The organism is Sphingopyxis chilensis, from assembly GCF_035930445.1.
GTDB lineage: Bacteria > Pseudomonadota > Alphaproteobacteria > Sphingomonadales > Sphingomonadaceae > Sphingopyxis > Sphingopyxis chilensis.
Window position 1 is genome coordinate 860968 of record NZ_CP142394.1, and the last position, 23323, is coordinate 884290.

A 23323-nucleotide genomic window follows, 5' to 3' on the forward strand; every position below is an offset into this window, starting at 1 on the left:
CCGCCTTTCATCCCGTTCGTGTCGAGCGAAGTCGAGATACCCATCGACCTCGCGTCTGGCCCGAGGGGCATCTCGACTTCGCTTGATGCGAGCGGGGAAGGGAGGGCGCTGTGAGCACCGCAACGCTTCCTTCAGTGCGCGGCAAACTCACGCCCCACGCGCCGCTCGCCCCGCTCGTCTGGTTCAAGTCGGGTGGCCCCGCCGACTGGCTTTTCGAGCCGAAGGACGCCGACGACCTTGCCGATTTCCTGCGTGACCTTGATCTCGCCGTGCCGGTGATGGCGCTCGGTCTCGGGTCGAACCTGATCGTCCGCGACGGCGGTTTTCCGGGCGTCGTGATCCGGCTGGGCAAGGCGTTCGCCAAGGTCGAAGCGATCGACGAAACCACATTGCGCTGCGGCGGCGGCGCATCGGGCATCCTCGTCTCCTCGACCGCGCGCGATGCGGGCATTGCCGGCATGGAATTCCTCCGCTCGATCCCCGGTACCGTCGGCGGTTTCGTGCGTATGAACGGTGGCGCCTATGGCGGCGAGGTCAAGGACATCCTGATCGACTGCGACGTCGTGCTGCGCTCGGGCGAACGCCATACCCTGCCGCTCGCCGACCTTGGCTATACCTACCGCCATAGCGAATTGCCCGAGGGCGCGGTCGTGATCGGCGCGACCTTTCGCGGCCAGCCAGGCGAATCCGACGCGATCCAGGCCGAAATGGATCGCATCTCGGCAAGCCGCGAAGCCTCGCAGCCGCTGCGCTCGAAAACCGGCGGTTCGACCTTCAAGAACCCCGACGGCCACAAGGCGTGGCAACTCGTCGACGAGGCCGGCTGCCGCGGCTTCGCGGTCGGCGGGGCGCAGGTCAGCGAGAAGCACACCAATTTCCTGATCAACACTGGCGACGCGACGAGCGCCGATATCGAAGCGCTCGGCGAGGAAGTCCGCCGCCGCGTCAAGGACAAGAGCGGCATCGAATTGCAATGGGAAATACAGCGTGTGGGAGTCATGAAGTGAGCCGGGGTCCGTGGCATGTTGCCGTCCTGATGGGCGGCTGGTCGGCCGAGCGCGAGGTGTCGCTGATGAGCGGCAATGGTGTCGCCGATGCGCTCGAAAGCCGCGGGCACCGGGTCACGCGCATCGACATGGGCCGCGACGTCGCGCTGCGGCTTGCCGAGACGAAGCCTGATGTCGTGTTCAACGCGCTCCACGGCGTCCCCGGCGAGGACGGGACGGTGCAGGGAATGCTCGACCTGATGGGCCTCAAATACACCCACAGCGGCCTCGTCACCTCGGTGATCGCGATTGACAAGGAATTGACGAAGCAGGCGCTGGTGCCGCATGGTATTCCGATGCCGGCGGGGACGATGGTCGACAGCGAAAGCCTCTTTTCGATCGACCCCTTGCCGCGCCCCTATGTGCTGAAACCCGTCAACGAGGGCTCGTCGGTCGGCGTCGCGATCGTCAAGGACGACAGCAACTACGGCAACCCGATCGCGCGCGAAGCGGTGGGTCCGTGGCAGGAGTTCGACCGGCTGCTCGCCGAACCCTTCATCAAGGGGCGCGAACTGACCGTCGCGGTGCTCGGCGACACGCCGCTCGCCGTCACCGAACTCCGCGTCAAATCGGGCTTCTACGACTATGACGCCAAATATACCGAGGGGCTGACCGAGCATGTCTGCCCCGCCGACGTCCCCGATGACGTCGCGCAGCGGATGAAGGATCTGGCGGTGCAGGCGCATCGCCTGCTCGGCTGCAAGGGCGCCTCGCGCTCGGACTTTCGGTGGGACGACGAACATGGCCTCGCGGGCATCTTCCTGCTCGAGGTCAACACCCAGCCCGGCATGACGCCGCTCAGCCTCGTGCCCGAACAGGCGCGCGCCGTTGGCATCGATTATGCCGAACTCGTCGAACGCATCGTGGGGGAAGCGTTGTCATGAGCAGTACGAAGATCAAGCGCGCCAAGGCGCCGCCCCGGCGGCCCGCGCGCGCGCCGAAGAAGCGGCGTAAGATCCAGCAGTCGCGCCTAAACGCGATCATCAACGCGCTGCCGATCAGCCCGCAGCGATTGCAGAAGGCCGCTAATTGGACGATCGGCCTCAGCCTGTGCGCCGTGGTTGCCATCGCGGCGCACGCCACCGGCGTCACCGCGAAAATCCACGAGGAATATGCGCAGGCGGTCGGCCGCGCGGGCTTTCAGGTCAAGAAGGTCGAGGTCGTGGGCGCCGACCGCATCGACCGGCTCAAGGTTTATGACATCGCGCTCGCGCAGAAGGACCGCTCGATGGCTGCGGTCGATCTGGAAGATGTGCGCGGCGACCTGATGCGCTACGGCTGGATCAAGGATGCGCGCGTGTCGCGGCGCCTGCCCGACACGCTCGTCGTCGACATCGTCGAGCGCACCCCGGCCGCGATCTGGCAGCATAATAATCGCCTGTCGCTGATCGACGAAAAGGGCGTCGTGCTCGAACCCGTCACCGTCGCGACGATGCCCGACCTGCCGCTCGTCATCGGTCCGCGCGCGAACCAGCGTTCGCAGGATCTCGCTCGCCTGCTTTCGGAGGCGAGCAGCCTCAAGGAATTGCTCGCCGGCGCGACCTGGGTCGGAAACCGACGCTGGGACCTCCGCTTCCGCAGCGGCGAGACGCTCTCGCTGCCCGAAGGCGAGGCCGAGGCAAAGGCCGCGCTCGCCAAATTCGCGCATATGGACGGCGCCAACCGCCTGCTCGGCCGCGGCATCCTGCGCTTTGACATGCGCGACCCCGCCCGCTTCGTGCTCCGCCTGCCGCACGAGGGGCAGGTCGCGCCCGCGAAGCTCGACGAGGCGCGCGCCGCGGTCGACGCGGTTGCCGCCGCCGCTTCGAACGAAGGATAAGGCGATGGCGCCGCCGCGCATCGAAAAGATCATCACCGCGCTCGACGTCGGGTCGTGGAAGGTCTGCGCGCTGATCGCGGGGCAGACCGCCGACGGCCAGCTCCACGTGCTCGGCACCGGCCAGCGCGAGAGCCGCGGCGTCCAACGCGGCTATGTCGCCGACATGGAACAGACCGAGCATGTCGTGCGCGAGGCGATCGAGCAGGCCGAACGCATCGCCGGGCTCAATATCGACGACGTCTGGGTCAGCTTCTCGGCGGGAAGCTTGCTCAGCGACGTCGCGCCGATCGAAAGCGAGCTCGGCGGCCACCGCATCGAGCAGGAGGATGTCGATGACCTACTCGCCGCGGGGCGCGCGGGCATCGATCCCGAAGGGCGGATGATCCTCCACGCCCAGCCCGCGCTCTACACCCTCGACGGGCTGACCGGCGTCAAGAATCCGATCGGCCTCCACGCCGACCGGCTGGGCGTCGATATCCACATCATCATGGCCGACGGCGCGCCGGTGCGGAACCTCGAGTCTGCGGTCCGGCAAGCGCATCTCGACGTCAACGCCGTCGTCGCCTCACCGATCGCCGCGGGCCTTGCCTGTTTGTCGGAGGAGGAGCGCGACCTCGGCGTCGCGCTCGTCGAACTCGGGGCGGCGGTCACGACCGTCTCGCTTTACGCAGGCGGCATGCTCGTCGAAATGGCGTCACTGCCTTTCGGCGCGAGCGATATCACCGACGACATCGCCTCGGCCTTCGGCATCCGCCGCAGCCAGGCGCAGCGGCTCCAGAGCTTCTACGGCTCGGCCTCGGCGTCCCCCCGCGACAATAACGAGATCATCGAACTCGAACCCGGTGCCCCGTCGGGCAGCGATTCCCCGCGCATCACGCGCGCGCAGCTCGTGGCGGTGATCCGCCAGCGGCTCGACGCGATGATGGGGGAGATCGGCCGGACATTGAAGGACCTGCATTTCGTCGGTCCGATCGGGCGGCAGGTGGTGCTCGTCGGTGGCGGTGCGGACCTGAAAGGCATCGCCGATTATACGCAAAGCGCGCTCGGCCGCGCTGCGCGCGTCGGGCGACCGCGCGGCTTGCACGGACTGCCCGATGCGCATGGCGGCCCCGCTTTCGCGACGCTCGCGGGTCTGGTTCTCTATGCCGCGTCGGACCCCGTCGACCTTCGCGACCTGCCGATGATGGCACAGGATGTTTACAAGCCGGCGGGGACGTCGATCCTCCACCGGCTGATGGCCGCGCTGAAAAGCAGTTTTTAGTGGCGGCAAAGGTGAAAAGGTTAATTTTTTGGGTGATTCCGAAGTCACAATAGTGCAATGCGGTGACAGTTATCCGGGCGGCAGGACCACCGTCCGACGGGTCGCAAGGTGCAGGGAAGCGGCATGGGTTCGCCGCTGCAGGGAGATTATTTGATGAGCATCAATATTGGCCCGCCGCAGGTCGACGAGCTGAAGCCGCGGATCGCGGTGATCGGCGTCGGCGGCGCGGGCGGCAATGCCATCGCAAACATGATCGCGGCGCGCGTCGAGGGCGTCGATTTCGTCGTCGCCAACACCGACGCGCAGGCGCTCAACGCCTCGCCGGCCGAACGGCGCATCCAGCTGGGGACGCAGATCACCCAGGGGCTGGGTGCGGGTTCGCGGCCCGAGGTCGGGCGTGCGGCAGCCGAGGAAAGCATCGCGCAGGTCGAAGAGGCGCTGAATGGCGCGCATATGTGCTTCGTCGCGGCGGGCATGGGCGGCGGCACCGGCACCGGCGCGGCCCCCGTCATCGCCAAGGCGGCACGCGACCGCGGCATCCTGACCGTCGGCGTCGTGACCAAGCCCTTCATGTTCGAAGGCGCGCGGCGCATGCGCTCGGCCGACGCCGGCATCGCCGAGCTGCAGGATCATGTCGATACGCTGATCGTCATCCCGAACCAGAATCTCTTCCTCGTCGCCAACCCGAACACGACCTTCAAGGAAGCGTTCACGATGGCCGACGAAGTGCTCCAGCAGGGCGTCCGCGGCATCACCGACCTGATGGTCATGCCCGGCCTGATCAACCTCGACTTTGCCGACGTGCGCAGCGTGATGCGCGAAATGGGCAAGGCGATGATGGGCACCGGCGAAGCCGAAGGCGACGGCCGCGCGCTCGAAGCGGCGCAGAAAGCCATCGCCAACCCGCTGCTTGACGGCGTGTCGATGGCGGGCGCAAAGGGCGTCATCATCTCGATCACCGGCGGCGAGGACATGCGCCTCATGGAAGTCGACGAAGCCGCGAACCATATCCGCGAACTGGTCGATCCCGACGCCAACATCATCTGGGGCAGCGCCTTCAACGACAGCCTCGATGGCAAGATCCGCGTGTCGGTCGTTGCCACAGGTATCGACGGCACAGGCGAGGCCGCACAGGCCGCGCCTGCCACGCGCAGCTTCTCCTTCGCCCCCGCGCGCGCCGCGGCGCCCGCTCCGGTGGCCGAAGAGGTCGTCGAGCCGGCGGTGCAGGAAGAGCCTGTCGCCGAATCGCCCGTCCAGCAGGACAATGACCCGGCGCCGGGTTTCTCGCTCGGCGATTCCGGCGAAGCTCCGGCTCCGGCGGCCGAGGAAGAGCCGATGGAATTGTCGCAGGTCGCCGCGACCTATGACGATACCGCCGACGAGCTTGTCCTCGACGCGCCCGAAGCGCCGGCCGCCGATTATCGTGCGGCAGGCACCGCGGATCCCGCGCCGGCCGAATCGCCCGCGCGCTCGGTGGGCGGGGGGACGCTGTTCGAACGCATGTCGCGGCTCTCGCGCGGGGCATCGACGCCCGACGCCGAAGAGGCCGGCAAGGACGACGGGGTCGATATTCCGCGCTTCCTCGGACGGCAGAACAACCAGTAACGGGGCTATCGAGCGGCCGCCCGCCGGGCAACGGCAGGCCGGAGATCGGGATGAGTTGCCCATGCGGCAGGTGAAATTGACGGCGAAGCCGGTGCGCGCACGGCCGTGGGTCGGCGCGCTCGGGGCGCTGTTGCTGGGGACGGCTGCCTGTCCCGCCGTTCATGCGCAGGTGACGCCGCCCGACGCCGCGACGCAGGCGGCGATGCAAAAGCGCGCCGCCGCGCGGACCTTGCTGTCGTCGTCGCTCGCCCGCATCGCTGCGAACAACAGCGATGTGTCGGCCTTGCTTGACGCCGGCCGGGCGTCGATCGACCTCGAGGATTATCGCGCCGCGCTCGGTTTTCTCGTCCGTGCCGAACAGGCGCGCCCGCGCGACGGCGCGATCAAGGCCGCGCTCGGGTCGGCGATGGTCCATATGGAAAATCCGACACGCGCGCTCGACTATTTCGGCGAGGCGCAGCTGATGGGCGCCCCCGAACGGCTGTTCCTCGCCGACCGCGGGCTCGCGCGCGATCTTCTTGGCCAGCAGGACGCGGCGCAGCGCGATTATCAGCTTGCGCTGTCGATCTCGCCCAATGAGGAATTGACCCGGCGCTATGCGCTGTCGCTCGGGATCAGCGGCGACGCCGATCGCGCGATCGCCATGCTGACCCCGCAACTGCGCGCGCAGGACCGCGGCGCGTGGCGGCTACGCGCGATGATCCTCGCGATGAACGGGCGCGACAAGGAAGCGACCGATATCGTCAATGCGACGATGCCGCCCGCGATGGCGCAGAATATCACCCCCTATCTCGTCCAGTTGGACCGGCTCAATCCCGCGCAGCAGGCCGCGGCGGCGCATTTCGGCCGCTTCCCGAACGGCCAGCTCGGCCCGAAACGCCCGCCGGTGCAGGTCGCGGCGGCATCCTCGCCGCCGCCGGCGGCAGCGCGCAAGCCGGCGGCGGACGATCGACGGCGGCCCGCCGCGGCCGTGAAACCGGCGCCATCGCCGGCGCCCGCGCCGGTAGCGGCCACCCGCAAACCGGATCCGGATCCGGCCCCGGCCGCGCGTTCGCCGAAGCCTTCGCCCCCCGCTCAGGTCGTCCGACCGGCCGATCCACCCGCATCGCCCCCCGCGCAGGCAGCGGTGAGCCGACCCGATCCGGCCCCGGCGCGCGCCGCGCCGGCGTCCGAACCGGTCGGCGCCGCCGTCGATGCCGCGAGGGGCCTGATTGGTCCCGGTTTCTCGATCGCCGACGTGGGGCGTTCGACCCCGGCGGTTTCGCAGCCCGCAAGCCCGGCGCCGCCCGGCGCGACCAATGCCGCCGTTTCGGCTCCGCTCGCGTCGCTTGCCGACATCGTCGGGTCGATCGAAATTCCCGCCGCCGAACTCGCGCCGTCCGACAGTGCGGTCGGCGCCGACACGCTTGCCCGGCTGCTGGAGGACAAGCGCAGGGCCGAGGCGGCCGAAGCGGCGAAGCGCGAGAAGGAGGAGGCGGCCGCCAAGGCGAAAGCAGAGGCGGACGCCAAAGCGAAGGAAGAAGCCGCCAAGAAAAAGGCGAACCCTGCGCGCATCTGGGTCCAGATCGCCACCGGATCGAACCTCAAGGCGCTCGCCTTCGACTATAACCGGTTCGCCAAGCGCAACGCAGCGCTGTTCAAGGGCAAGTCCGGATCGACCGCCGAATGGGGCCAGACGCGGCGCCTGCTCGTCGGACCATTCCCCAATCGCAAGGCGGCGCATGACTGGCTCGGCGACTATAAAAAAGCCGAAGGCGACGGCTTCCTCTTCGACAGCGATGTCGGCGAAACCGTCGATCCGCTCAAGTGAGCCTGGCGCGCTGCTCCAGCGATCCCGCACATAGTCGCGGGCGCCGCTACTCCGAACCCGGCCGCGTCGTGCGCGGGCCGCGCGACGATTTCCAGCGCGACCGCGACCGCATCATTCACTCGATCGCCTTCCGCCGCCTGCGCCACAAGACGCAGGTGTTCGTCGCGCCCGATGGCGATCATTATCGCGTTCGCCTGACCCACAGTATCGAGGTCGCGCAGATCGGTCGCGGCATCGCGCGCGCGCTCGGGCTGAACGAGGATCTGACCGAGGCGCTGTGCCTCGCGCACGATATCGGCCATCCCCCCTTCGGCCATGCGGGCGAGGACGCGCTTAAGGCCGCGATGGCGGCGCACGGCGGTTTCGATCACAACGGTCATACGCTGCGCACGCTCGCACGGCTCGAATGCCCCTATCCGCTGTTCGACGGGATCAATCTGACCTGGGAGACTTTGGAAGGGCTCGCCAAGCACAACGGCCCGGTCGCGAACCCCGGCTGGGCGCTCGCCGAAATCGACGGCGATTTCGGACTCGATCTCGCCAGCCATGCCAGCCTCGAGGCGCAGGTCGCGGCAATCGCCGACGACATCGCCTACGACAATCACGACATCGACGACGGGCTGCGCGCCGGCCTGCTCGACCTCGACCAATTGATGGCACAGCCCTTCGTCGCCGCCAATTATCGCGCGGTAGAGGGGCGTTTCCCCGGCGCGCCGCGCGACCGGCTGCTGCGCGAACTCGTCCGCGACCAGATCGGCGTGATGGTCAACGACGTGATCGCCGCTACCGCCGCCAATGTCGCCGAGGCCGGGGTCGCAAGCGTCGAGGAGGTCCGCGCGGCGGGGCGGACCCTCGGCGGCTTTTCGGCAGAGCTGGCGGCGCAGGAACGCGAACTCAAGCGCTTCATGTACGCCAACCTCTATCACCACCCCGAACAGCTTGCCGCCGCCGAGGCCGCGAATCAGGTCGTCGCCGACCTCTTCGCCGCCTATGCCGCCGATCCCCGGCTGATGGGCGCGGACTGGTCGGCGCGCCTGCCCGGTGAAGAATGCGCGACAAGCCGGCATATCGGTGATTATATCGCCGGCATGACCGACCGCTTCGCCATCGACCGCTATGCCGACATTTTCGGCCGCGACGCGGTGCCCGCCGCGCTGGCGCATGCCTGACGCGCTGATCGTCGGCGCGACCGGGATGGTCGGGCGCGCGGTGATCGATCATTTCGGCTCCGCGCCCGTGACCATACTGGCGCGCCGCCCTGTCGCGGGGCTTGCCCCGCATCACAAGGAACTGGTCGCTCCGCCCGAACGCTGGGCCGATATCATCGCCGCCGAAAAGCCGGCGATTCTTATCTCCTGCCTTGGGACGACGATCCGGCAAGCGGGATCGCAGGCGGCGTTTCGCGCCGTCGATCACGATCTCGTCCTCGCGGCCGCGCGCGGCGCAAGGGCGGGCGGCACGCCGCACATGATCGTCGTCAGCTCGGTCGGGGCGGCGGCGAAGAGCGGCAATTTCTATCTGCGAACCAAGGGGCAGACCGAGAACGATCTCGTCGCGCTCGGCTTCGACCGCCTCGATCTCATCCGTCCCGGTTTGCTCCGCGGCGAGCGTCCCGGGCCGCAGCGCCTCGGCGAAGGATTGGCGACGATCGCCGCGCCGCTGACCGACGCGCTGCTCCACGGCCGCTTCCGCCGCTACCGCTCGATTTCGGGCGACAAAGTCGCGGCGACGATCGTCGCGCTTGCCGGCCAAAGGGATTCGGGCGTGTATATCCACGAAAACGACGCGATCCGCGCGGTCGCCGATTGACTCCGCACAGGGGGAGCGCCAAGGCTCGCGGCGTCTGTCGGGTTCCGCCAAGGGATTCGACCGGCCGCGCGGGAGAGCGTGGGGGCAACCCCGCCACCGAAGGAGCAACCGCCCCGGAAACTCTCAGGTCAAGCGGACCGCGCGGGCTGGAACGGACACTCTGGAAAGCGTTCCGGCTGTTTCCGCCGGAACCACCGAAGGGGTAACTCCATGCCCAACCTCGACGAGAGCGCATGGAGGAAAACTCTCAGGTTCCCGTGACAGAGGGGGCATGGCACAGGGCGGCACCCGGCCGCGTCTTGCCGTGTCAACGACGGGAGTGCGATATGCGCGAAGATGAAGAAATTCCGGTCGAAACGGCGACGTTGCCGCTCGACGCTTGGCACCGCGCGAAGGGCGGCCGCATGGTCGAGTTCGCCGGCTACTGGATGCCGATCCAGTATGAAGGCATCATGGCGGAACATCTCTGGACCCGCGAAAGCGCCGGCCTGTTCGACGTCAGCCATATGGGGCAGCTTGCCCTGTCGGGCGATGGCATCGCGGAAGCGCTCGAAACGCTCTTTCCCGGTGATATTTCGGGCTTGAAACCCGGACTGATGCGCTATTCGCTGCTCCTCGATGACGACGGCGGCATCCTCGACGACCTGATGATCACCAACGAGGGCGATCAATATGGCATCGTCGTCAACGGCGCGGTGAAGTGGGAAGATATCGGCCACCTGCGCGAAAATCTGCCCGACGATATCACGCTCAACCATAATGAGGATTATGGCCTGCTCGCGCTGCAGGGCCCGAAAGCGGTCGATGCGCTCGCGCGGCTGGTTCCCGAAGCGGCAAATCTCGTCTTCATGCAGGCGACCCGCGCGACCTGGGCTGGCCACCAAATAGCTCTCAGCCGTTCGGGCTATACCGGCGAGGATGGCTTCGAGATTTCGCTGCCCAACGAGGCGCTGACCGCCTTCGCCGACGCGCTGTGCGCGATGGAAGAGGTCAAGCCGATCGGCCTCGGTGCGCGTGATTCGCTGCGGCTCGAGGCAGGTCTGCCGCTCTACGGTCATGACCTCACCCCGGCGATCGACCCAGCCGAAGCCGATCTCGGCTTCGCGGTGAGCAAGCGCCGCCGCGAGGAAGAGAATTTCCCCGGCGCGGCGCGCATCCTCGGCCATCTGGAAGACGGCCCGCCGCGCAAACGCGTCGGGCTCACCATTGATGGCAAGCTGCCGGTGCGCGAGGGCGCCAAGCTGTTCGACGGCGAGGATGAGATCGGCGTCGTGACGTCGGGCGGCTTCGCCCCCAGCGTCGGCGCGCCGATCGCGATGGGTTACGTCCCGCGCGACCATGCCGTGCCCGGCACCGCCATCGCGGCGGAGGTGCGCGGCAAGCTGGTCCATTGCACCGTCACCGCCATGCCATTCATTCCACACCGCTATGTGCGCAAACAGGGAGCCTGATCGATGCCGCGTTATTACACCGAAGAACATGAATGGATCGACGTCGATGGCGACGTCGCGACGGTCGGCATCACCGACTTCGCGCAGGGGCAGCTTGGCGACATCGTCTTCGTCGAGGTTCCCGACACCGGCGCCGAATTGAGCGCGGGCGGCGATGCGGCGGTGGTCGAATCGGTGAAGGCCGCGAGCGACGTCTATGCGCCCGTCGACGGCACCGTGACCGAAGGCAATGGCCAGCTCGAGGAAGACCCGGCGCTCGTCAATTCGGACCCCGAGGGCGAGGGCTGGTTCTTTCGCATGACGCTGTCCGACAAGGGCCAGCTCGACGGCCTGATGGATGCAAAGGCCTATAAGGCCTTCTGCGACGCCCTGTAACCGATCGCCCCTCCCGCGGGCGGGAGGGGGAGGGATGCGATGACCGACGCCGCGCCAGCCAATTGCCGCCTGATGGTGGCGACGCCGATCTATGACGGCGCGCAGGGCACCTATGTCCGCGCGGCGCTCGACCTTGCGATGGCGGCGCAGCGGCGGGATATGCCCGTGCGGTTCGAGTTTATTCTGCATGAAGCCCTGGTCCACCGCGCGCGCAGCCTGCTCGCTGACCTCTTCATGCAGAGCGATTGCACCCATCTGCTCTTCGTCGATGCGGACATTGATTTCGCGGCGGCCGACATTTTCGCAATGATCGAGGCGATGGCGGGACGGCCCGACTGCGCCATGCTTGGCGCTGCGGTGCCGCGCCGCACGGTCAACTGGTCGCAGGTTGCGCGCGCCGCTGAGTGCGGGCTGGCAAAGGATAATGCGGCCGACCTTGCGCGCTATGCCGGTGATTTCGCGCTCAGTTTCCTGAACACCGACGAACGGTTCGCGCTGACCGACCTCGTCGAACTGTCGCAGCTCGGCACCGGGCTGATGCTGATCCGCCGCGACGTCGTCGAGACGCTCTGCGCGCGGCACCCCGAACTCGCTTTTCGCACCGAAGCGCGCGACCGGCAGGGAACGGGTGTACGCGAAAATGTTCATGCGCTCTTCCTGCCAGAGATCGACCGCCCGAGCGGACTGATGCTGTCGGAAGATTATGCTTTCTGCCGCCGCGCGCGCGACGCGGGGTTTCGGATCTGGCTCGCACCCTGGGTCCGCACGACGCACAGCGGCCCCGCCACATTTCGCGGATCGCTGGCCGATCTCGCGCCGCTTTTTGCTTCCACTTCCGATAGCTGACCGGAGTATTTCATGCGTTATCTTCCTCTTACGTCCGACGATCGCGCGGCGATGCTCGCGACCATCGGCGCGTCGTCGATCGACGATCTGTTCGCCGATGTGCCCGCCGAAGCGCGGCTCGATGGCCCGATCGCGGGCCTGCCGGACCATGCGAGCGAATTGGCTGTCGAACGCCACATGGGCGCGCTCGCGCGCGGCAGCCGCGCGGCGGGCGAAGGGCCCTTCTTCCTCGGCGCCGGCGCCTATCGCCACCATGTACCCGCCAGCGTCGATCACCTGATCCAGCGCGGCGAATTCCTCACCGCCTACACCCCCTACCAGCCCGAAATCGCACAGGGCACGCTCCAGATGCTGTTCGAATTTCAGAGCCAGGTCGCGCGCCTGCTCGGCTCAGACGTCGCCAATGCGTCGATGTACGATGGCTCGACCGCTTGCTGGGAAGCGATCGTGATGGCGCGCCGCATCACCAAGCGGGGCAAGGCCCTGCTCTCGACCGGCGTTCACCCGCACTACCGTAGCGTCGCGCGCACGATGGCGAAATATACCGGCGACGTTCTGGTCGATGGTGACCCGAGCCTCGAAGCCGGCACCGACTGGGCAGCGCTCGCAGACAGCATCGACAAGGAGACGAGCTGCGTCGTCGTGCAATATCCCGACATCCTCGGCCGCATCGACGACATGACGAAGCTGGCCCAAGCCTGTCAGGCTGCGGGAGCGCTGCTGATCGCGGTCGTCACCGAACCCGTCGCGCTCGGCCTGATCAAGTCGCCCGGCGAAATGGGCGCCGATATCGTGGTGGGGGAGGGGCAATCGCTCGGCGTCGGCCTCCAGTTCGGTGGGCCCTATGTCGGCCTCTTTGCGTGCAAGACCAAATATGTGCGCCAGATGCCCGGCCGCCTCTGCGGAGAGACCGTCGACGCCAATGGCAAGCGCGGCTTCGTGCTGACGCTGTCGACGCGCGAGCAGCATATCCGCCGCGAGAAAGCGACGAGTAATATCTGCACCAATTCAGGGCTCTGTGCGCTGGCCTTCAGCATCCATATGACATTGCTCGGCGAAGCGGGCCTGCGCCGGCTCGCGGCGATCAACCATGGCCGGGCCAAGGCGGCCGCCGCCGAACTGGCCAAGGTTCCGGGCGTGTCGGTGATGAACGACAGCTTCTTCAACGAGTTCACACTGCTGCTTCCGACCGCGGCGCGCCCCGTGATTCACAAGCTGGCCGAGAAGGACATATTGGGCGGCGTCTCGCTCGGCCGTCTCTATCCCGACAACGCCGGCCTCGAAAACGGCCTCGTCGTCGCCGTGACCGAAACCGTGACCGAGGCGGACATTGCCGCCTTCGCCGCGGCCCTGAAGGAGGTGCTGGCATGACCGCGCTCAATCGCGCCGGCTGGCGCCCCGAAATGAACGCTGCCGGTGGCGCCGACGACAATGTCACCTTCACCGGTAACCGCGCGCTGATGCTCGAAGAGCCGTTGATCTTCGAAATCGGCGGCGCCGACACCACCGGCGTCGACTTCGACGAGGACGCGCCCGGCGCCGACCTCGGCGCGCTCGCGCGTTCCGCGCCGATCGGCCTGCCGGGGCTCAGCGAGTCCGAAACGGTGCGCCATTATACGCGGCTGTCGCGTCAGAATTACGCGATCGACCTCGGCCTCTTCCCGCTCGGCAGCTGCACGATGAAGCACAACCCGCGCCTCAATGAAAAGGTCGCGCGGATGCCGGGTTTCGCCGACGTCCACCCGCTCCAGCCGCAGGAAACGGTGCAGGGCGCCTATGCGGTGATCCACCAGCTCGCCGAATGGCTGATCACGCTCACCGGCATGCACAGCGTCGCGATGTCGCCCAAGGCGGGGGCGCATGGCGAATTGTGCGGTATCCTCTGCATCAAGGCAGCGCTCGAAGCGCGCGGAGAAGACCGCCGCGTCATTCTTGTCCCCGAAAGCGCGCACGGCACCAACCCGGCGACCGCGGCCTTCGCGGGCTTCACCGTCGAGGATATTCCGGCGACCGAGGCGGGCCGCGTCAATCTCGAAGCGTTGAAGGCGCGTCTCGGCCCCGATGTCGCGGGGGTGATGATCACCAACCCCAACACCTGCGGCCTGTTCGAGCGCGACATGAAGGCGATCTCGGACGCGGTCCATGCGGCGGGCGGCTATGTCTATTGCGACGGCGCCAATTTCAACGCGATCGTCGGCCGCGTTCGCCCCGGCGACCTGGGCGTCGATGCGATGCACATCAACCTCCACAAGACCTTCTCGACCCCGCACGGCGGCGGCGGCCCGGGCTCGGGTCCGGTTGTGTTGTCGGAAGCGCTCGCACCGTTCGCGCCGCTCCCCTTCGTGACGAAGCAGGGCGATGCGTTCCGCCTGATCGAAGAGGAGAGCGCAGGCGAGGATCATCCGCAGAGCTTTGGCCGCATGACCGCCTTCCACGGCCAGATGGGCATGTTCACGCGCGCGCTGACCTATATCCTCAGCCACGGCGCCGACGGCTTGAAGCAGGTCGCCGAGGATGCGGTGCTCAACGCCAATTATGTGCTGCGCAGTCTTGAAGGCGTGCTCGACGCGCCGTTCGCCGCCTCGGGCCCGTGCATGCACGAGGCGCTGTTCAGCGATAAGGGGCTTGCCGAAGGCTTCTCGACGCTCGACATCGCCAAGGGGCTGATCGACGAGGGCTATCATCCGATGACCGTCTATTTCCCGCTCGTCGTCCATGGCGCGATGCTCGTCGAGCCGACCGAGACCGAATCGAAGGCGGCGCTCGACCAGTTCATCGGCGCGCTGCGCAGCATCGCGATGCGTGCGAAGAACGGCGACCCTGCGTTGAAGAGCGCACCGCATTTCGCGCCGCGCGCGCGGCTTGACGAAACGCTCGCGGCGCGCAAGCCCGTGCTGGCGTGGGAGGGGTGATCGCCGACATCGGCAAATGGGGGAGATTGAGATGAGCTGGGATAGTCTGTTTCTGCTGGCAAACTACTGGGCGTTCGCCGCATGGATCGCGCTCGCCTTTCTGCCGCGCGGGCCGAAGACACTGGCGCTCATCCTCTATCTCGGCGTCGCGCTCCTCTGTCTGGCCTACACCGTGCTGATCGTCGGTTTCCTCACGGGCGGCATCGATGCGGGCGGGGCGGGCGGCGGCGATTTCACGACGCTCGCTGGCGTGATGAAGCTGTTCGACAGCCCCGGCGGGGCGACGCTCGGCTGGGTTCATTATCTTGCCTTCGACCTGTTCACCGGCATGTGGATCGCGCGCGATGCCGACCAGAAGGGCTTCAGCCGTATCGTCCAATTGCCCATCCTGTTCCTGACGCTGATGGTCGGGCCGGTCGGCCTGTTCGCCTGGCTGATCGTCCGTGAGCGGCGCGCGCGGGCACAGGCGAAAAAATGACGTCGCAGCCGTGGATGCCCGGCGACGGCGGCGAGGCGGACAAGCGCCACGCCCCCGCCACGCTGCGCAATCGCGATGCGATCGCGGCCGTACTCGCCGACTGGCTGCCCGCATCGGGGACAGTGCTTGAAGTCGCGAGCGGATCGGGTGAGCATGCCGTCCATTTCGCCTCGACCTTCGCGCACCTCGACTGGCAGCCGAGCGATCCCGATCCCGCCGGACTGACGTCGATCGCGGCTTACCGCGCAGAAGCCGCGCTCCCGAATTTGGGGGCGCCCGTCGCGCTCGACGCGTCGGCGTCCCAATGGCCGATCGAGCGCGCCGACGCGATCCTCTGCATCAACATGGTCCACATCAGCCCGCGGGAAGCGACGCTTGGCCTGTTCGCGGGTGCGGCCAGACTGCTCGCCCCCGGCGCGCCGCTGATCCTCTATGGCCCTTATACCGAACCCGATGTGCCGACCGCAGAGAGCAACCTTGCCTTCGACGCCAGCCTGCGGAGCCGCGATCCGGCTTGGGGGCTGCGCGATGCCGACGCGGTCAAGGCGGCCGCCGCCGACGCCGGCATTGCCTTCACCGAGCGTCGCGCGATGCCCGCGAACAATCTGATGCTGCTCTTCCGCCGCACCTGACGGACCTGACAGGATCGGCGATCGGCGCTTTACCTCGCGCCCGCAGCCGCTAGCGTTCCTCCAATTGCGCGCAAAAGACGCGATTCGAGGAGAGAGAGGCGATGGGCCGCGACGTTTCGGAACTGTTTACGTTCGACGAATTCCTGACCCACTGGGCCGCCGAGCGGCCCGACCGGGTGGCGCTGCGCGAAGAGGATCGCGTCTACAGCTATGCCGAACTCGACGAACTGACCGCGCTGGCGGCGTCGGCGCTGATCGCGGCGGGGCTGCAGAAGGGCGACCGGATCGCGTGGATCGGCAAGAACAGCGATCTTTATTTCACGCTCTTCTATGGCGCGGCGCGCGCCGGCATCGTGATGGCACCGATCGGCTGGCGTTTGTCGCCCACCGAATGGGCGTTCATCGTCAATGATACGCAGGCGAAGATGGTCTTCGCCGGACAGGGGTTCGAGGGACTGGCGGATCAGCTTGCTGGCAAGCTTGCGAACGATCCGGCGATCGTAGGCGCGACCGACGCATGGGCGATGATCGAGGGTGCGGCGCGCATCCCCTTCGAACCGTCGGGCGCGAACGACGCGGTGCTCCAGCTTTATACCTCGGGAACCACGGGCAACCCCAAGGGCGCCGTCCTCTCGAACCGCAACCTCTTCGCGCTCCGTAAGCATTCGAGCACGCTCGACATGCCCTACACCAAATGGGACGATGACGAGGCGGTGCTGGTTGCGATGCCGTGCGCGCATATCGGCGGCACCGGGCTCGGCATCATGGCGCTCGCGGCGGGACTCCCCGGTATCATCCTCGCCGAATTCAATCCCGACGGGGTGTTCGACGCGGTCGAGCAGCATGGCGTGACGCGCTTTTTCATGGTCCCCGCGGCGCTCCAGATGCTGCTGATGCACCCGCGCTGCGCCAGCGTCGATTACAGCCGCCTCAAATATATCCTCTATGGCGCCGCGCCGATCCCGCTCGAACTGCTGCGCCAGTGCATCCAGGTCTTCGGTGCCGATTTCATCCAGGCTTATGGGATGACCGAGACCACCGGCACCATCTCGATGCTGCCGCCCGAGGATCATGATCCGGCGGGCAATGCGCGGATGCGCTCGGCCGGCAAGGCGCTGCCCGGGGTCGAAATCGTCATCCTCGGTCCTGACGGCCAGCCGGTTCCGACGGGCGAGGTCGGCGAAGTCGTGACGCGTTCGTCGAACAATATGCTGGGCTATTGGAACCTGCCCGACGCGACCGCGAATACGATGACCGACGACGGCTGGATCCGCACCGGCGACGCGGGCTATCTTGATGCCGACGGCTATCTTTTCATCCACGACCGGATGAAGGACATGATCATCACCGGCGGCGAGAATGTCTATCCCGCCGAGGTCGAAAGCGCGATCTTTGGCCATCCGGCGGTTCAGGAAGTCGCGGTGATCGGCATCCCCGATCCGAAATGGGGCGAGACGGTGAAGGCGGTGGTTGTCGCCAAACCCGGCACCGGCGTCGAGGAGGCCGACATCATCGCTTGGGCGCGCGAACGCATCGCGCCCTTCAAATGCCCGCGCAGCATCGACGTGATCGAGGCGCTGCCGAGGAACGCGAGCGGCAAGATTTTGCGCAAGGACCTGCGTGCGCCCTATTGGGAAGGCTATGAGCGGATGGTGAATTGAGTGGCCGCCAACCACCGCAAGTAGTTGCCAGCCCAAATGCACTGGAAATGGCTCCATTTGCGGTTGGCACATCGACGGTGAGAATGTGAAAGCCAACCTCATCGCCGCCCCATAAATTGGCCCCACATCCGGCCTTTCACGCGACCTACACCCCCGAAAGGCCGATGCGTTTTCCTCGTTGGCTTTGCCATGCACGGGGGGCACGGAGGGCTTCACCTTATAGGTGGAGCCCTTTCCGTTAAGCGGAGGCTGTCTGCCGCTGCCGCGCGCGCCGGAAACCCTCGCGCGCCGTGCAGCGGCCCAGCCACGCCTTGGTCCCATCGCCCAGCACATCGTCGGCGCCCAAAGTCGTCGCGAGGAAGGCGGCATAGCCGATCACGATGTCGGCGATGGTGAAGCGCCCCGCGACCAGCCACTCGCGCCCGTCGCCCAGCGCCGCCTCGATGCTTTTCGCGCGGCCGCCGAAGAAGGCTTTGTAATCCGCGACTGCTTGGCTCAGCCGCCGCTCCTCGGGCTCGACGCGCGTGTAGCGGATCATGATCGCGAGCGGGAAGGTGAGGGTCGCGTCGCTGCGGTGCAGCCAGTTGCGATAATCCCAATAATCCGCCTCGTCACGGCGCACCTCGAGCGGCGTCCCCTCGGCGATGCGTTCGCAGATCGCCGCCGATTCCGTCATCAGCCGGCCGTCCTCGACCCAGCCGGGGATCGTCATCAGCGGGTTCACCGCGCGATAATCGGGCTCGAACGCGCGCGGCGGGAATTTCAGCAGCCGGAGGTCGACGTCGATCCCCGCTTCCTCGACCGCCCACAGGCAGCGCAGCGAGCGCGCGTCGGGACAATGATACAGGATAGGGCGCGTCATGCTGCAACCTCCTTCGGCCGCGCGATATGGCGGCGATGCTCGCGCCATGCGATGAACAGGCCCGAGGCGATGATGAGCGGGGCGCCGACCCAGGTCGTGTCGGCCGGCAGGGTGCCAAAGAACCACCAGCCGGCGGCGATCGCCCAAAGCAGGCTCGAATAATCCATCGGGATCACCACCGACACGGGCGCGAGGCGCAGCGCGCCGGTCAGCGACATCTGGACGACCGCGCCCAGGAAACCGAGCCCGATCAAGAGCAGCCATTCGTGGCCGCTATGCGGCGTGATGACGAAGGGCAGGGCGATGCCGAGCGGGATCATCGACAAGAGGCTGAACCAGAAGACGATCGTCGCGGCATTTTCGGTGCGGCCCAGGTCGCGCACCGCAATCGTGATCAGCGCCGTCATGATCGCGCCGGTCAGCGCGACGAGCGTGCCGACGCCGTGCGTCCCGCCGAAGCCGCCCGCGAAGCCCGAAAGCGGGTCAAGCACGACGAGCACGCCGACGAAGCCGACGATCACCGCGCTCCAACGCTGCCACCCCGTCGCCTCGCCGAGCAGCAGCGCCGCGAAAATGACCGCGAAGATCGGCACCGAGAGGCTGATGGTCGTCGCCTCGGCCATCGGCAGCAGGATCATCGCGCCGAAATTGCACGCCATGCCGGTCAGGCCCATCAGCATGCGCCGCGCGTGCGCGCCGATCCGCTGCGTCCTGAGCGATGAGAGGCTGCCCGTCGCCACCACCCATGCCAGCAGGAAGGGCAGCACGAGCGCCTGTCGCCAGAACAGGCTTTCGACGACATGGATTCCCGCCGCGTCGATCTTTTTGACCAGCACGAACATCAGCGACAGGCTGACCATCGCGAGCAGCCGCAGGGCGATCCCGCCCAGATAATGCTGCGGAGGTCCGTCGAACGGGGTGGATGATGGCGCGTCGCTCATGCGAAATCGCGCATATCAGTCCGGCTCGCACGCGCAAGCCGTCATCCCCCTTGCCCCGTCCCTCCAATCGGGCTAGTGGCGCACTCCGGCCTAGGGGTATAGCTCAGTTGGTAGAGCATCGGTCTCCAAAACCGAGGGTCGCGGGTTCGAGTCCTGCTGCCCCTGCCAGGACCGCGTCCCAGGACGTCCCAGAGAGGCCCAGCGCGTCTCTCGAAAATCAGAAAATCAGCGGGTTATGAGTAAGGGACGTCCCATGATGTCCCCCCCCTGCTCCCCTTGCAGTTTGAGTCGATTGTTGGTGTCAAATGGCGCTGACTACCAACACTGGTGAGCCTGGGAATCGAACTCGCGACGTGTCGGGTAGGAGGTAGCAACATGTTTACCAACGTTGCCATCGACGCCTTCAAGCCAGCCGGGAAGCCATACAGGAAGGTGAACGGGACGAGTTCGAAAATCTCGATGGGCCCGAACCAGTGTGGCGCCTCTCGCCTGAGCGAATGAAAATGCGATCAGAGCACTTGGTTCGCTACGGCGGCAAGCGCTGGGCCTGCTCGACGAAATCCGCGATCTCAATGTGTATCGTGCTGCAGGCAATATGCGCTTGGGCCGTTATCTTTTCCCGGCGCCAATTGCGAAGACGCTGGTGATCAGCGAAAATCGAATGATCGACATCATGTACCGGATGGCGCTTCGCGGAAAGGCTACCGTCCAAGGCTTTCGTGGCCTCGCAAGCACAGTTCTCAACGGTTGTGCCGCGCTTTATTTCATATGTTTTCGTATAAAATTGCTTGATTCAGAAAATGGACGAATCGAATATGGTTGAATATCGGTAATTTCGACGACCTTTTTCTTGGGGACTTTTCTGAACCTCTTAGGCCGATGTCAGCGGCTATGTCCGGCGGGCTGGCCGATTGTCTTGATTTTACCGATAATGAGTTCATAATCAGCAAGTCTTGCGATTAGTAACCAGGCACGCCGGAGGATGATTTTTCGGGTGTTGCTTGGCCAGGCCGTAGGGGGCCCCGCTGCCGAACAGTATCACATGCGCGTCCTGATCATAGAGGATAACAGCCGTCTGGCGGCGCTCATTTCCGAGGGTATAGCTCGGCACGGATTTAGCGGGGACGGTGTGGCGAGTATCGACGAAGCCGAAGATTCGCTCGCCAGCGCGACCTATGATGCGGTTATTCTGGATCTGGGGCTCCCTGACGGTGACGGACTTGACTGGCTGCGCCGCGAAAGGCCGAAACGACCGCTCCCGCCCGTTTTGATCCTCACCGCGCGCGATGGCATGGGCGATCGTGTCGCCGGCCTTGACGCGGGGGCCGACGACTATCTTGTCAAGCCCGTCGAAATGGAGGAGCTGGCTGCCCGACTCCGCGCGCTCCTGCGCCGTCCGGGAACGCGCGAGCTGCCGGTCATCCGGGCCGGAAGGCTGGCGTTCAACGTGGCGACGCGAACGGCTCGGAGCGGCGACCATGCTATCCCGCTGACACGTCGCGAAGCCGATTTGCTGGAGTTGCTCATTCGCCGGGCCGGCACCGTCGTTCGGCGGTCGTCGATCGAAGACGCATTGTATCGCTTTGACGAACCGGTGACGCCGAATGCGGTCGAGGCGACCGTGTCCCGGCTCCGCCACAAGTTGAGCGAAGCCGATCGTCCGGACATGCTCATCACGGTCCGGGGAATGGGCTATTTACTCAGGGATTGCGGAGATTAAGGCGCCGCATTCGGTCTCGCGCCGCCTGACGCGTGGTCTCGCCTGGACGGGGGTGTTCGGGGGCCTTGCGCTGATCATCTTTGTCAGCTTTGATGTGGAGGTTATGCTCGAGCAGAGGACCGCAGCGGACGGCTGGCGGGGCGAATGGCTTGAAATCGGCGAGCATGTCGTCCTGCCGCTTCTCTTGCTGATGGTGCCGATGTTTTTCGCCGCGAGATGGGTTATTCGAACATCGCTCGCTCCGTTGGGCGCGGCGGCCGCACACATGGATTCGGTGCTCGGCACCGACCGCGGATTTCGCGTGAATCTCGACGAATTCCCGCTCGAGGTTCAGCCATTCGCGCGCGCGCTGAACGATCTTCTGGCGCGCCTTGATGATGCGGCCGGGCAGCGCGAGGCCTTTGCCGCCAATGTGGCCCACGAACTCCGAACGCCATTGGCAATACTGATGATCGAACTCGACCGGTTGGGATCGCCAGATGCTCACCGGCTGAAAAAGGATGTGGCGGCGATGAAGCGGCTTGTCGGCCAGATCATGATGATGGCCCAGATGGACGTTTATCTGGAGGCGCCAATCCCCCGAAGCCGCATTTCCCTTCCCGACGTCGCGATGGAAGTGGCAAACCGCTTTGCGCCGCTGGCGGCGGAGCAGGGCAGACATGTGGCGTTGGCGGTCGAAGGCAAGCCGATGGTTTCGGGAATCAGGGAGACGCTTGCGGCAGCGCTTTCAAACCTGTTGGAAAATGCGTTGCGGGTGACCCCCGAGGGCGGGACGGTTGTGATCTCTATCGGTCCCGACGCCCGACTATGTGTAAGGGACGAGGGGCCCGGCTTGTCGGCGGCGGAACTGGCCGCGCTCCGTCATCGGTTTGCTCGCGCCGATCACGCCAGCGTGGGGGGGGCGGGGCTTGGCCTTGCGATCGTGGCGCGGATCGCAGAAATCCACCACGCCGCATTGGTGACGGATCCTCATCGAAGAGAAATATGTCTGCTATTTCAAGATGACGAACATTTAGTGGGATCGGGCGCTCTCGATCGGAACTGATCGTCAGGTTGGCGTCAGCTTGGGGGCATAGGCTCAACTTTGACCGAATCGTTTCATAATTGGAGAAAAGCCTTCCTGCACGGGTCGCGGCGGCGGGAAAAGGTCAAGCGGGAGTATGTTTGTCGGCGCGTGCCTAGGCAAGTACCCGTGGGGGGCAAATCCGTGGCGAAAGAAACATGTGAGATTTTGGTTGCGGATAGCCATCCGCTTTGCCGCGAAGGCCTGACCACGCTTTTTTCGCGAAATCTCGGTCGATCCGACCTGGTCGAAGCCTGGGACTTTCCGTCCGTCATCGCCACGATTGCGGCGCGCCGGTCGATCGGCCTTGTAACCATCGATCTCGGCCTGCCGGGAATGCACAAGCGCGAGGGCTTGCGCGATTTGCGCGTCAAATATCCCGAGGTCCGCATTGTCGTGGTAACCGCGTCCCGCGACCGCGAAATCGTGCTCGACGCGCTGGGCGCTGGCGTCCACGGCTATATTCCAAAAGATTTTTCGGTCCACGAAATGGCGGAAGCGTTAAGCAAGGTGCTGGCGGGGCAGATTTATGTTCCTCCGTTTCTTTCCGACCTGAATGTCCGCAAGGCGAATGTCGCGGAGGAGGAGGGCGGCGCACACGAGACGGCGCTGACCGGACGCCAGTTCGAAGTGCTGCACCTCCTCGCGGCTGGGCGCTCGAACAAGGAAATTGCCCGGCTTCTTTGCATCGCGGAGGGAACGGTCAAGGTCCATATTGCCGCGGCCTTTCGTATGCTGGGTGTCCATAACCGGGTCAGCGCTGTGGCGGTGATGCAGGCGCGGGCGTTCAACGGCAGTCCCGACCAGAAATATCTGCCTGGCCTTATCGAAGAGAGCCGCGGAAAGCCGATGTTGCAACGCAACTTCAGCGGGCTGTCCCAGATATATTACAGGCGTTGAACCAGGCTTCACCGTCACGCGCCGGCGCAGCGCGAAACCAGATTTCTTCCGTTCTTCCTTTGCTTTGCTGACTTGTCGTCGGAATTTCGCACGCGTCTTCGCTGATCGCTCACTATATATAAAGTACTATGT

General features: G+C 65.9%; 21 protein-coding genes, 1 tRNA gene and 2 riboswitches. Of the genes, 20 read left to right on the forward strand and 2 right to left on the reverse strand.

Going from position 1 to position 23323, the window contains the following annotated elements:
* Positions 1-110 precede the first annotated feature (110 nt).
* The 16 genes from murB to VSX79_RS03995 all read left to right on the forward strand — a co-directional run bounded on the left by murB (position 111) and on the right by VSX79_RS03995 (position 17705).
* A complete protein-coding gene (gene murB / locus VSX79_RS03920; protein ID WP_326914479.1) occupies positions 111-1007 on the forward strand; it encodes a UDP-N-acetylmuramate dehydrogenase in 897 nt (298 codons plus the stop codon).
* Positions 1004-1930 carry a D-alanine--D-alanine ligase gene (locus tag VSX79_RS03925; RefSeq protein ID WP_179499861.1) on the forward strand — a complete coding sequence of 309 codons (927 nt, stop codon included), beginning with the start codon at positions 1004-1006 and terminating at the stop codon, positions 1928-1930. The genes murB and VSX79_RS03925 overlap by 4 nt, the downstream gene beginning before the upstream one ends.
* Positions 1927-2865 carry a cell division protein FtsQ/DivIB gene (locus tag VSX79_RS03930; protein ID WP_179499862.1) on the forward strand — a complete coding sequence of 313 codons (939 nt, stop codon included), beginning with the start codon at positions 1927-1929 and terminating at the stop codon, positions 2863-2865. The genes VSX79_RS03925 and VSX79_RS03930 overlap by 4 nt, the downstream gene beginning before the upstream one ends.
* 4 nt (positions 2866-2869) lie before the next feature.
* The gene (ftsA, locus tag VSX79_RS03935) at positions 2870-4126 is read left to right on the forward strand and encodes a cell division protein FtsA (protein WP_179499863.1); all 1257 of its coding nucleotides are present in this window, start codon (positions 2870-2872) and stop codon (positions 4124-4126) included.
* 153 nt (positions 4127-4279) lie between these two features.
* A complete protein-coding gene (ftsZ, locus tag VSX79_RS03940) occupies positions 4280-5731 on the forward strand; it encodes a cell division protein FtsZ (protein WP_179499864.1) in 1452 nt (483 codons plus the stop codon).
* A gap of 61 nt (positions 5732-5792) precedes the next feature.
* Positions 5793-7541, forward strand: coding sequence for a tetratricopeptide repeat protein (locus tag VSX79_RS03945; RefSeq protein ID WP_326914480.1), 1749 nt, complete (start codon positions 5793-5795; stop codon positions 7539-7541).
* Positions 7538-8710, forward strand: coding sequence for a deoxyguanosinetriphosphate triphosphohydrolase (locus VSX79_RS03950; RefSeq protein ID WP_326914481.1), 1173 nt, complete (start codon positions 7538-7540; stop codon positions 8708-8710). Before VSX79_RS03945 ends, VSX79_RS03950 begins: the two co-directional genes overlap by 4 nt.
* Positions 8703-9350, forward strand: a complete 648-nt coding sequence (locus tag VSX79_RS03955) for a Rossmann-fold NAD(P)-binding domain-containing protein (RefSeq protein ID WP_326914482.1) — start codon at positions 8703-8705, stop codon at positions 9348-9350. Before VSX79_RS03950 ends, VSX79_RS03955 begins: the two co-directional genes overlap by 8 nt.
* A 59-nt stretch (positions 9351-9409) precedes the next feature.
* Positions 9410-9500, forward strand: a riboswitch (glycine riboswitch).
* A riboswitch (glycine riboswitch) is annotated at positions 9501-9624 on the forward strand.
* Between the two features lie 52 nt (positions 9625-9676).
* A complete protein-coding gene (gcvT, locus tag VSX79_RS03960; RefSeq protein ID WP_326914483.1) occupies positions 9677-10801 on the forward strand; it encodes a glycine cleavage system aminomethyltransferase GcvT in 1125 nt (374 codons plus the stop codon).
* Between the two features lie 3 nt (positions 10802-10804).
* Positions 10805-11176: a glycine cleavage system protein GcvH gene (gene gcvH / locus VSX79_RS03965; protein WP_179499869.1), complete on the forward strand. Its 372-nt coding sequence runs from the start codon at positions 10805-10807 to the stop codon at positions 11174-11176.
* A 39-nt stretch (positions 11177-11215) separates the two neighbouring features.
* The gene (locus VSX79_RS03970; protein WP_326914484.1) at positions 11216-12022 is read left to right on the forward strand and encodes a glycosyltransferase family 2 protein; all 807 of its coding nucleotides are present in this window, start codon (positions 11216-11218) and stop codon (positions 12020-12022) included.
* A gap of 12 nt (positions 12023-12034) precedes the next feature.
* Positions 12035-13393, forward strand: a complete 1359-nt coding sequence (gene gcvPA / locus VSX79_RS03975) for an aminomethyl-transferring glycine dehydrogenase subunit GcvPA (RefSeq protein WP_326914485.1) — start codon at positions 12035-12037, stop codon at positions 13391-13393.
* 32 nt (positions 13394-13425) lie between these two features.
* Positions 13426-14934 carry an aminomethyl-transferring glycine dehydrogenase subunit GcvPB gene (gcvPB, locus tag VSX79_RS03980; RefSeq protein WP_326915218.1) on the forward strand — a complete coding sequence of 503 codons (1509 nt, stop codon included), beginning with the start codon at positions 13426-13428 and terminating at the stop codon, positions 14932-14934.
* 31 nt (positions 14935-14965) lie between these two features.
* Positions 14966-15412, forward strand: coding sequence for an ABA4-like family protein (locus VSX79_RS03985; protein WP_326914486.1), 447 nt, complete (start codon positions 14966-14968; stop codon positions 15410-15412).
* Positions 15409-16044: a DUF938 domain-containing protein gene (locus VSX79_RS03990; RefSeq protein ID WP_326914487.1), complete on the forward strand. Its 636-nt coding sequence runs from the start codon at positions 15409-15411 to the stop codon at positions 16042-16044. The genes VSX79_RS03985 and VSX79_RS03990 overlap by 4 nt, the downstream gene beginning before the upstream one ends.
* A 101-nt stretch (positions 16045-16145) precedes the next feature.
* Positions 16146-17705, forward strand: a complete 1560-nt coding sequence (locus VSX79_RS03995) for a fatty acid--CoA ligase (RefSeq protein ID WP_326914488.1) — start codon at positions 16146-16148, stop codon at positions 17703-17705.
* 238 nt (positions 17706-17943) lie between these two features.
* On the opposite strand, the gene VSX79_RS04000 is transcribed toward VSX79_RS03995, so the two are convergent.
* Together VSX79_RS04000 and VSX79_RS04005 are read right to left on the reverse strand one after the other, a co-directional pair.
* Complete coding sequence (locus VSX79_RS04000) at positions 17944-18567, reverse strand: glutathione S-transferase family protein (protein ID WP_326914489.1); 624 nt, start codon at positions 18565-18567, stop codon at positions 17944-17946.
* Positions 18564-19508: a DMT family transporter gene (locus tag VSX79_RS04005; protein ID WP_326914490.1), complete on the reverse strand. Its 945-nt coding sequence runs from the start codon at positions 19506-19508 to the stop codon at positions 18564-18566. The genes VSX79_RS04000 and VSX79_RS04005 overlap by 4 nt, the downstream gene beginning before the upstream one ends.
* A gap of 92 nt (positions 19509-19600) precedes the next feature.
* On the opposite strand from VSX79_RS04005, the gene VSX79_RS04010 reads away from it, so the two are divergent.
* The 4 genes from VSX79_RS04010 to VSX79_RS04025 all read left to right on the forward strand — a co-directional run bounded on the left by VSX79_RS04010 (position 19601) and on the right by VSX79_RS04025 (position 23191).
* A tRNA-Trp gene (locus tag VSX79_RS04010) sits at positions 19601-19676 on the forward strand.
* Between the two features lie 874 nt (positions 19677-20550).
* The gene (locus VSX79_RS04015) at positions 20551-21228 is read left to right on the forward strand and encodes a response regulator transcription factor (RefSeq protein ID WP_179499879.1); all 678 of its coding nucleotides are present in this window, start codon (positions 20551-20553) and stop codon (positions 21226-21228) included.
* A 52-nt stretch (positions 21229-21280) separates the two neighbouring features.
* Positions 21281-22273 carry a sensor histidine kinase gene (locus VSX79_RS04020; RefSeq protein ID WP_326914491.1) on the forward strand — a complete coding sequence of 331 codons (993 nt, stop codon included), beginning with the start codon at positions 21281-21283 and terminating at the stop codon, positions 22271-22273.
* A gap of 162 nt (positions 22274-22435) precedes the next feature.
* A complete protein-coding gene (locus VSX79_RS04025) occupies positions 22436-23191 on the forward strand; it encodes a LuxR C-terminal-related transcriptional regulator (RefSeq protein WP_179499881.1) in 756 nt (251 codons plus the stop codon).
* Positions 23192-23323 lie beyond the last annotated feature (132 nt).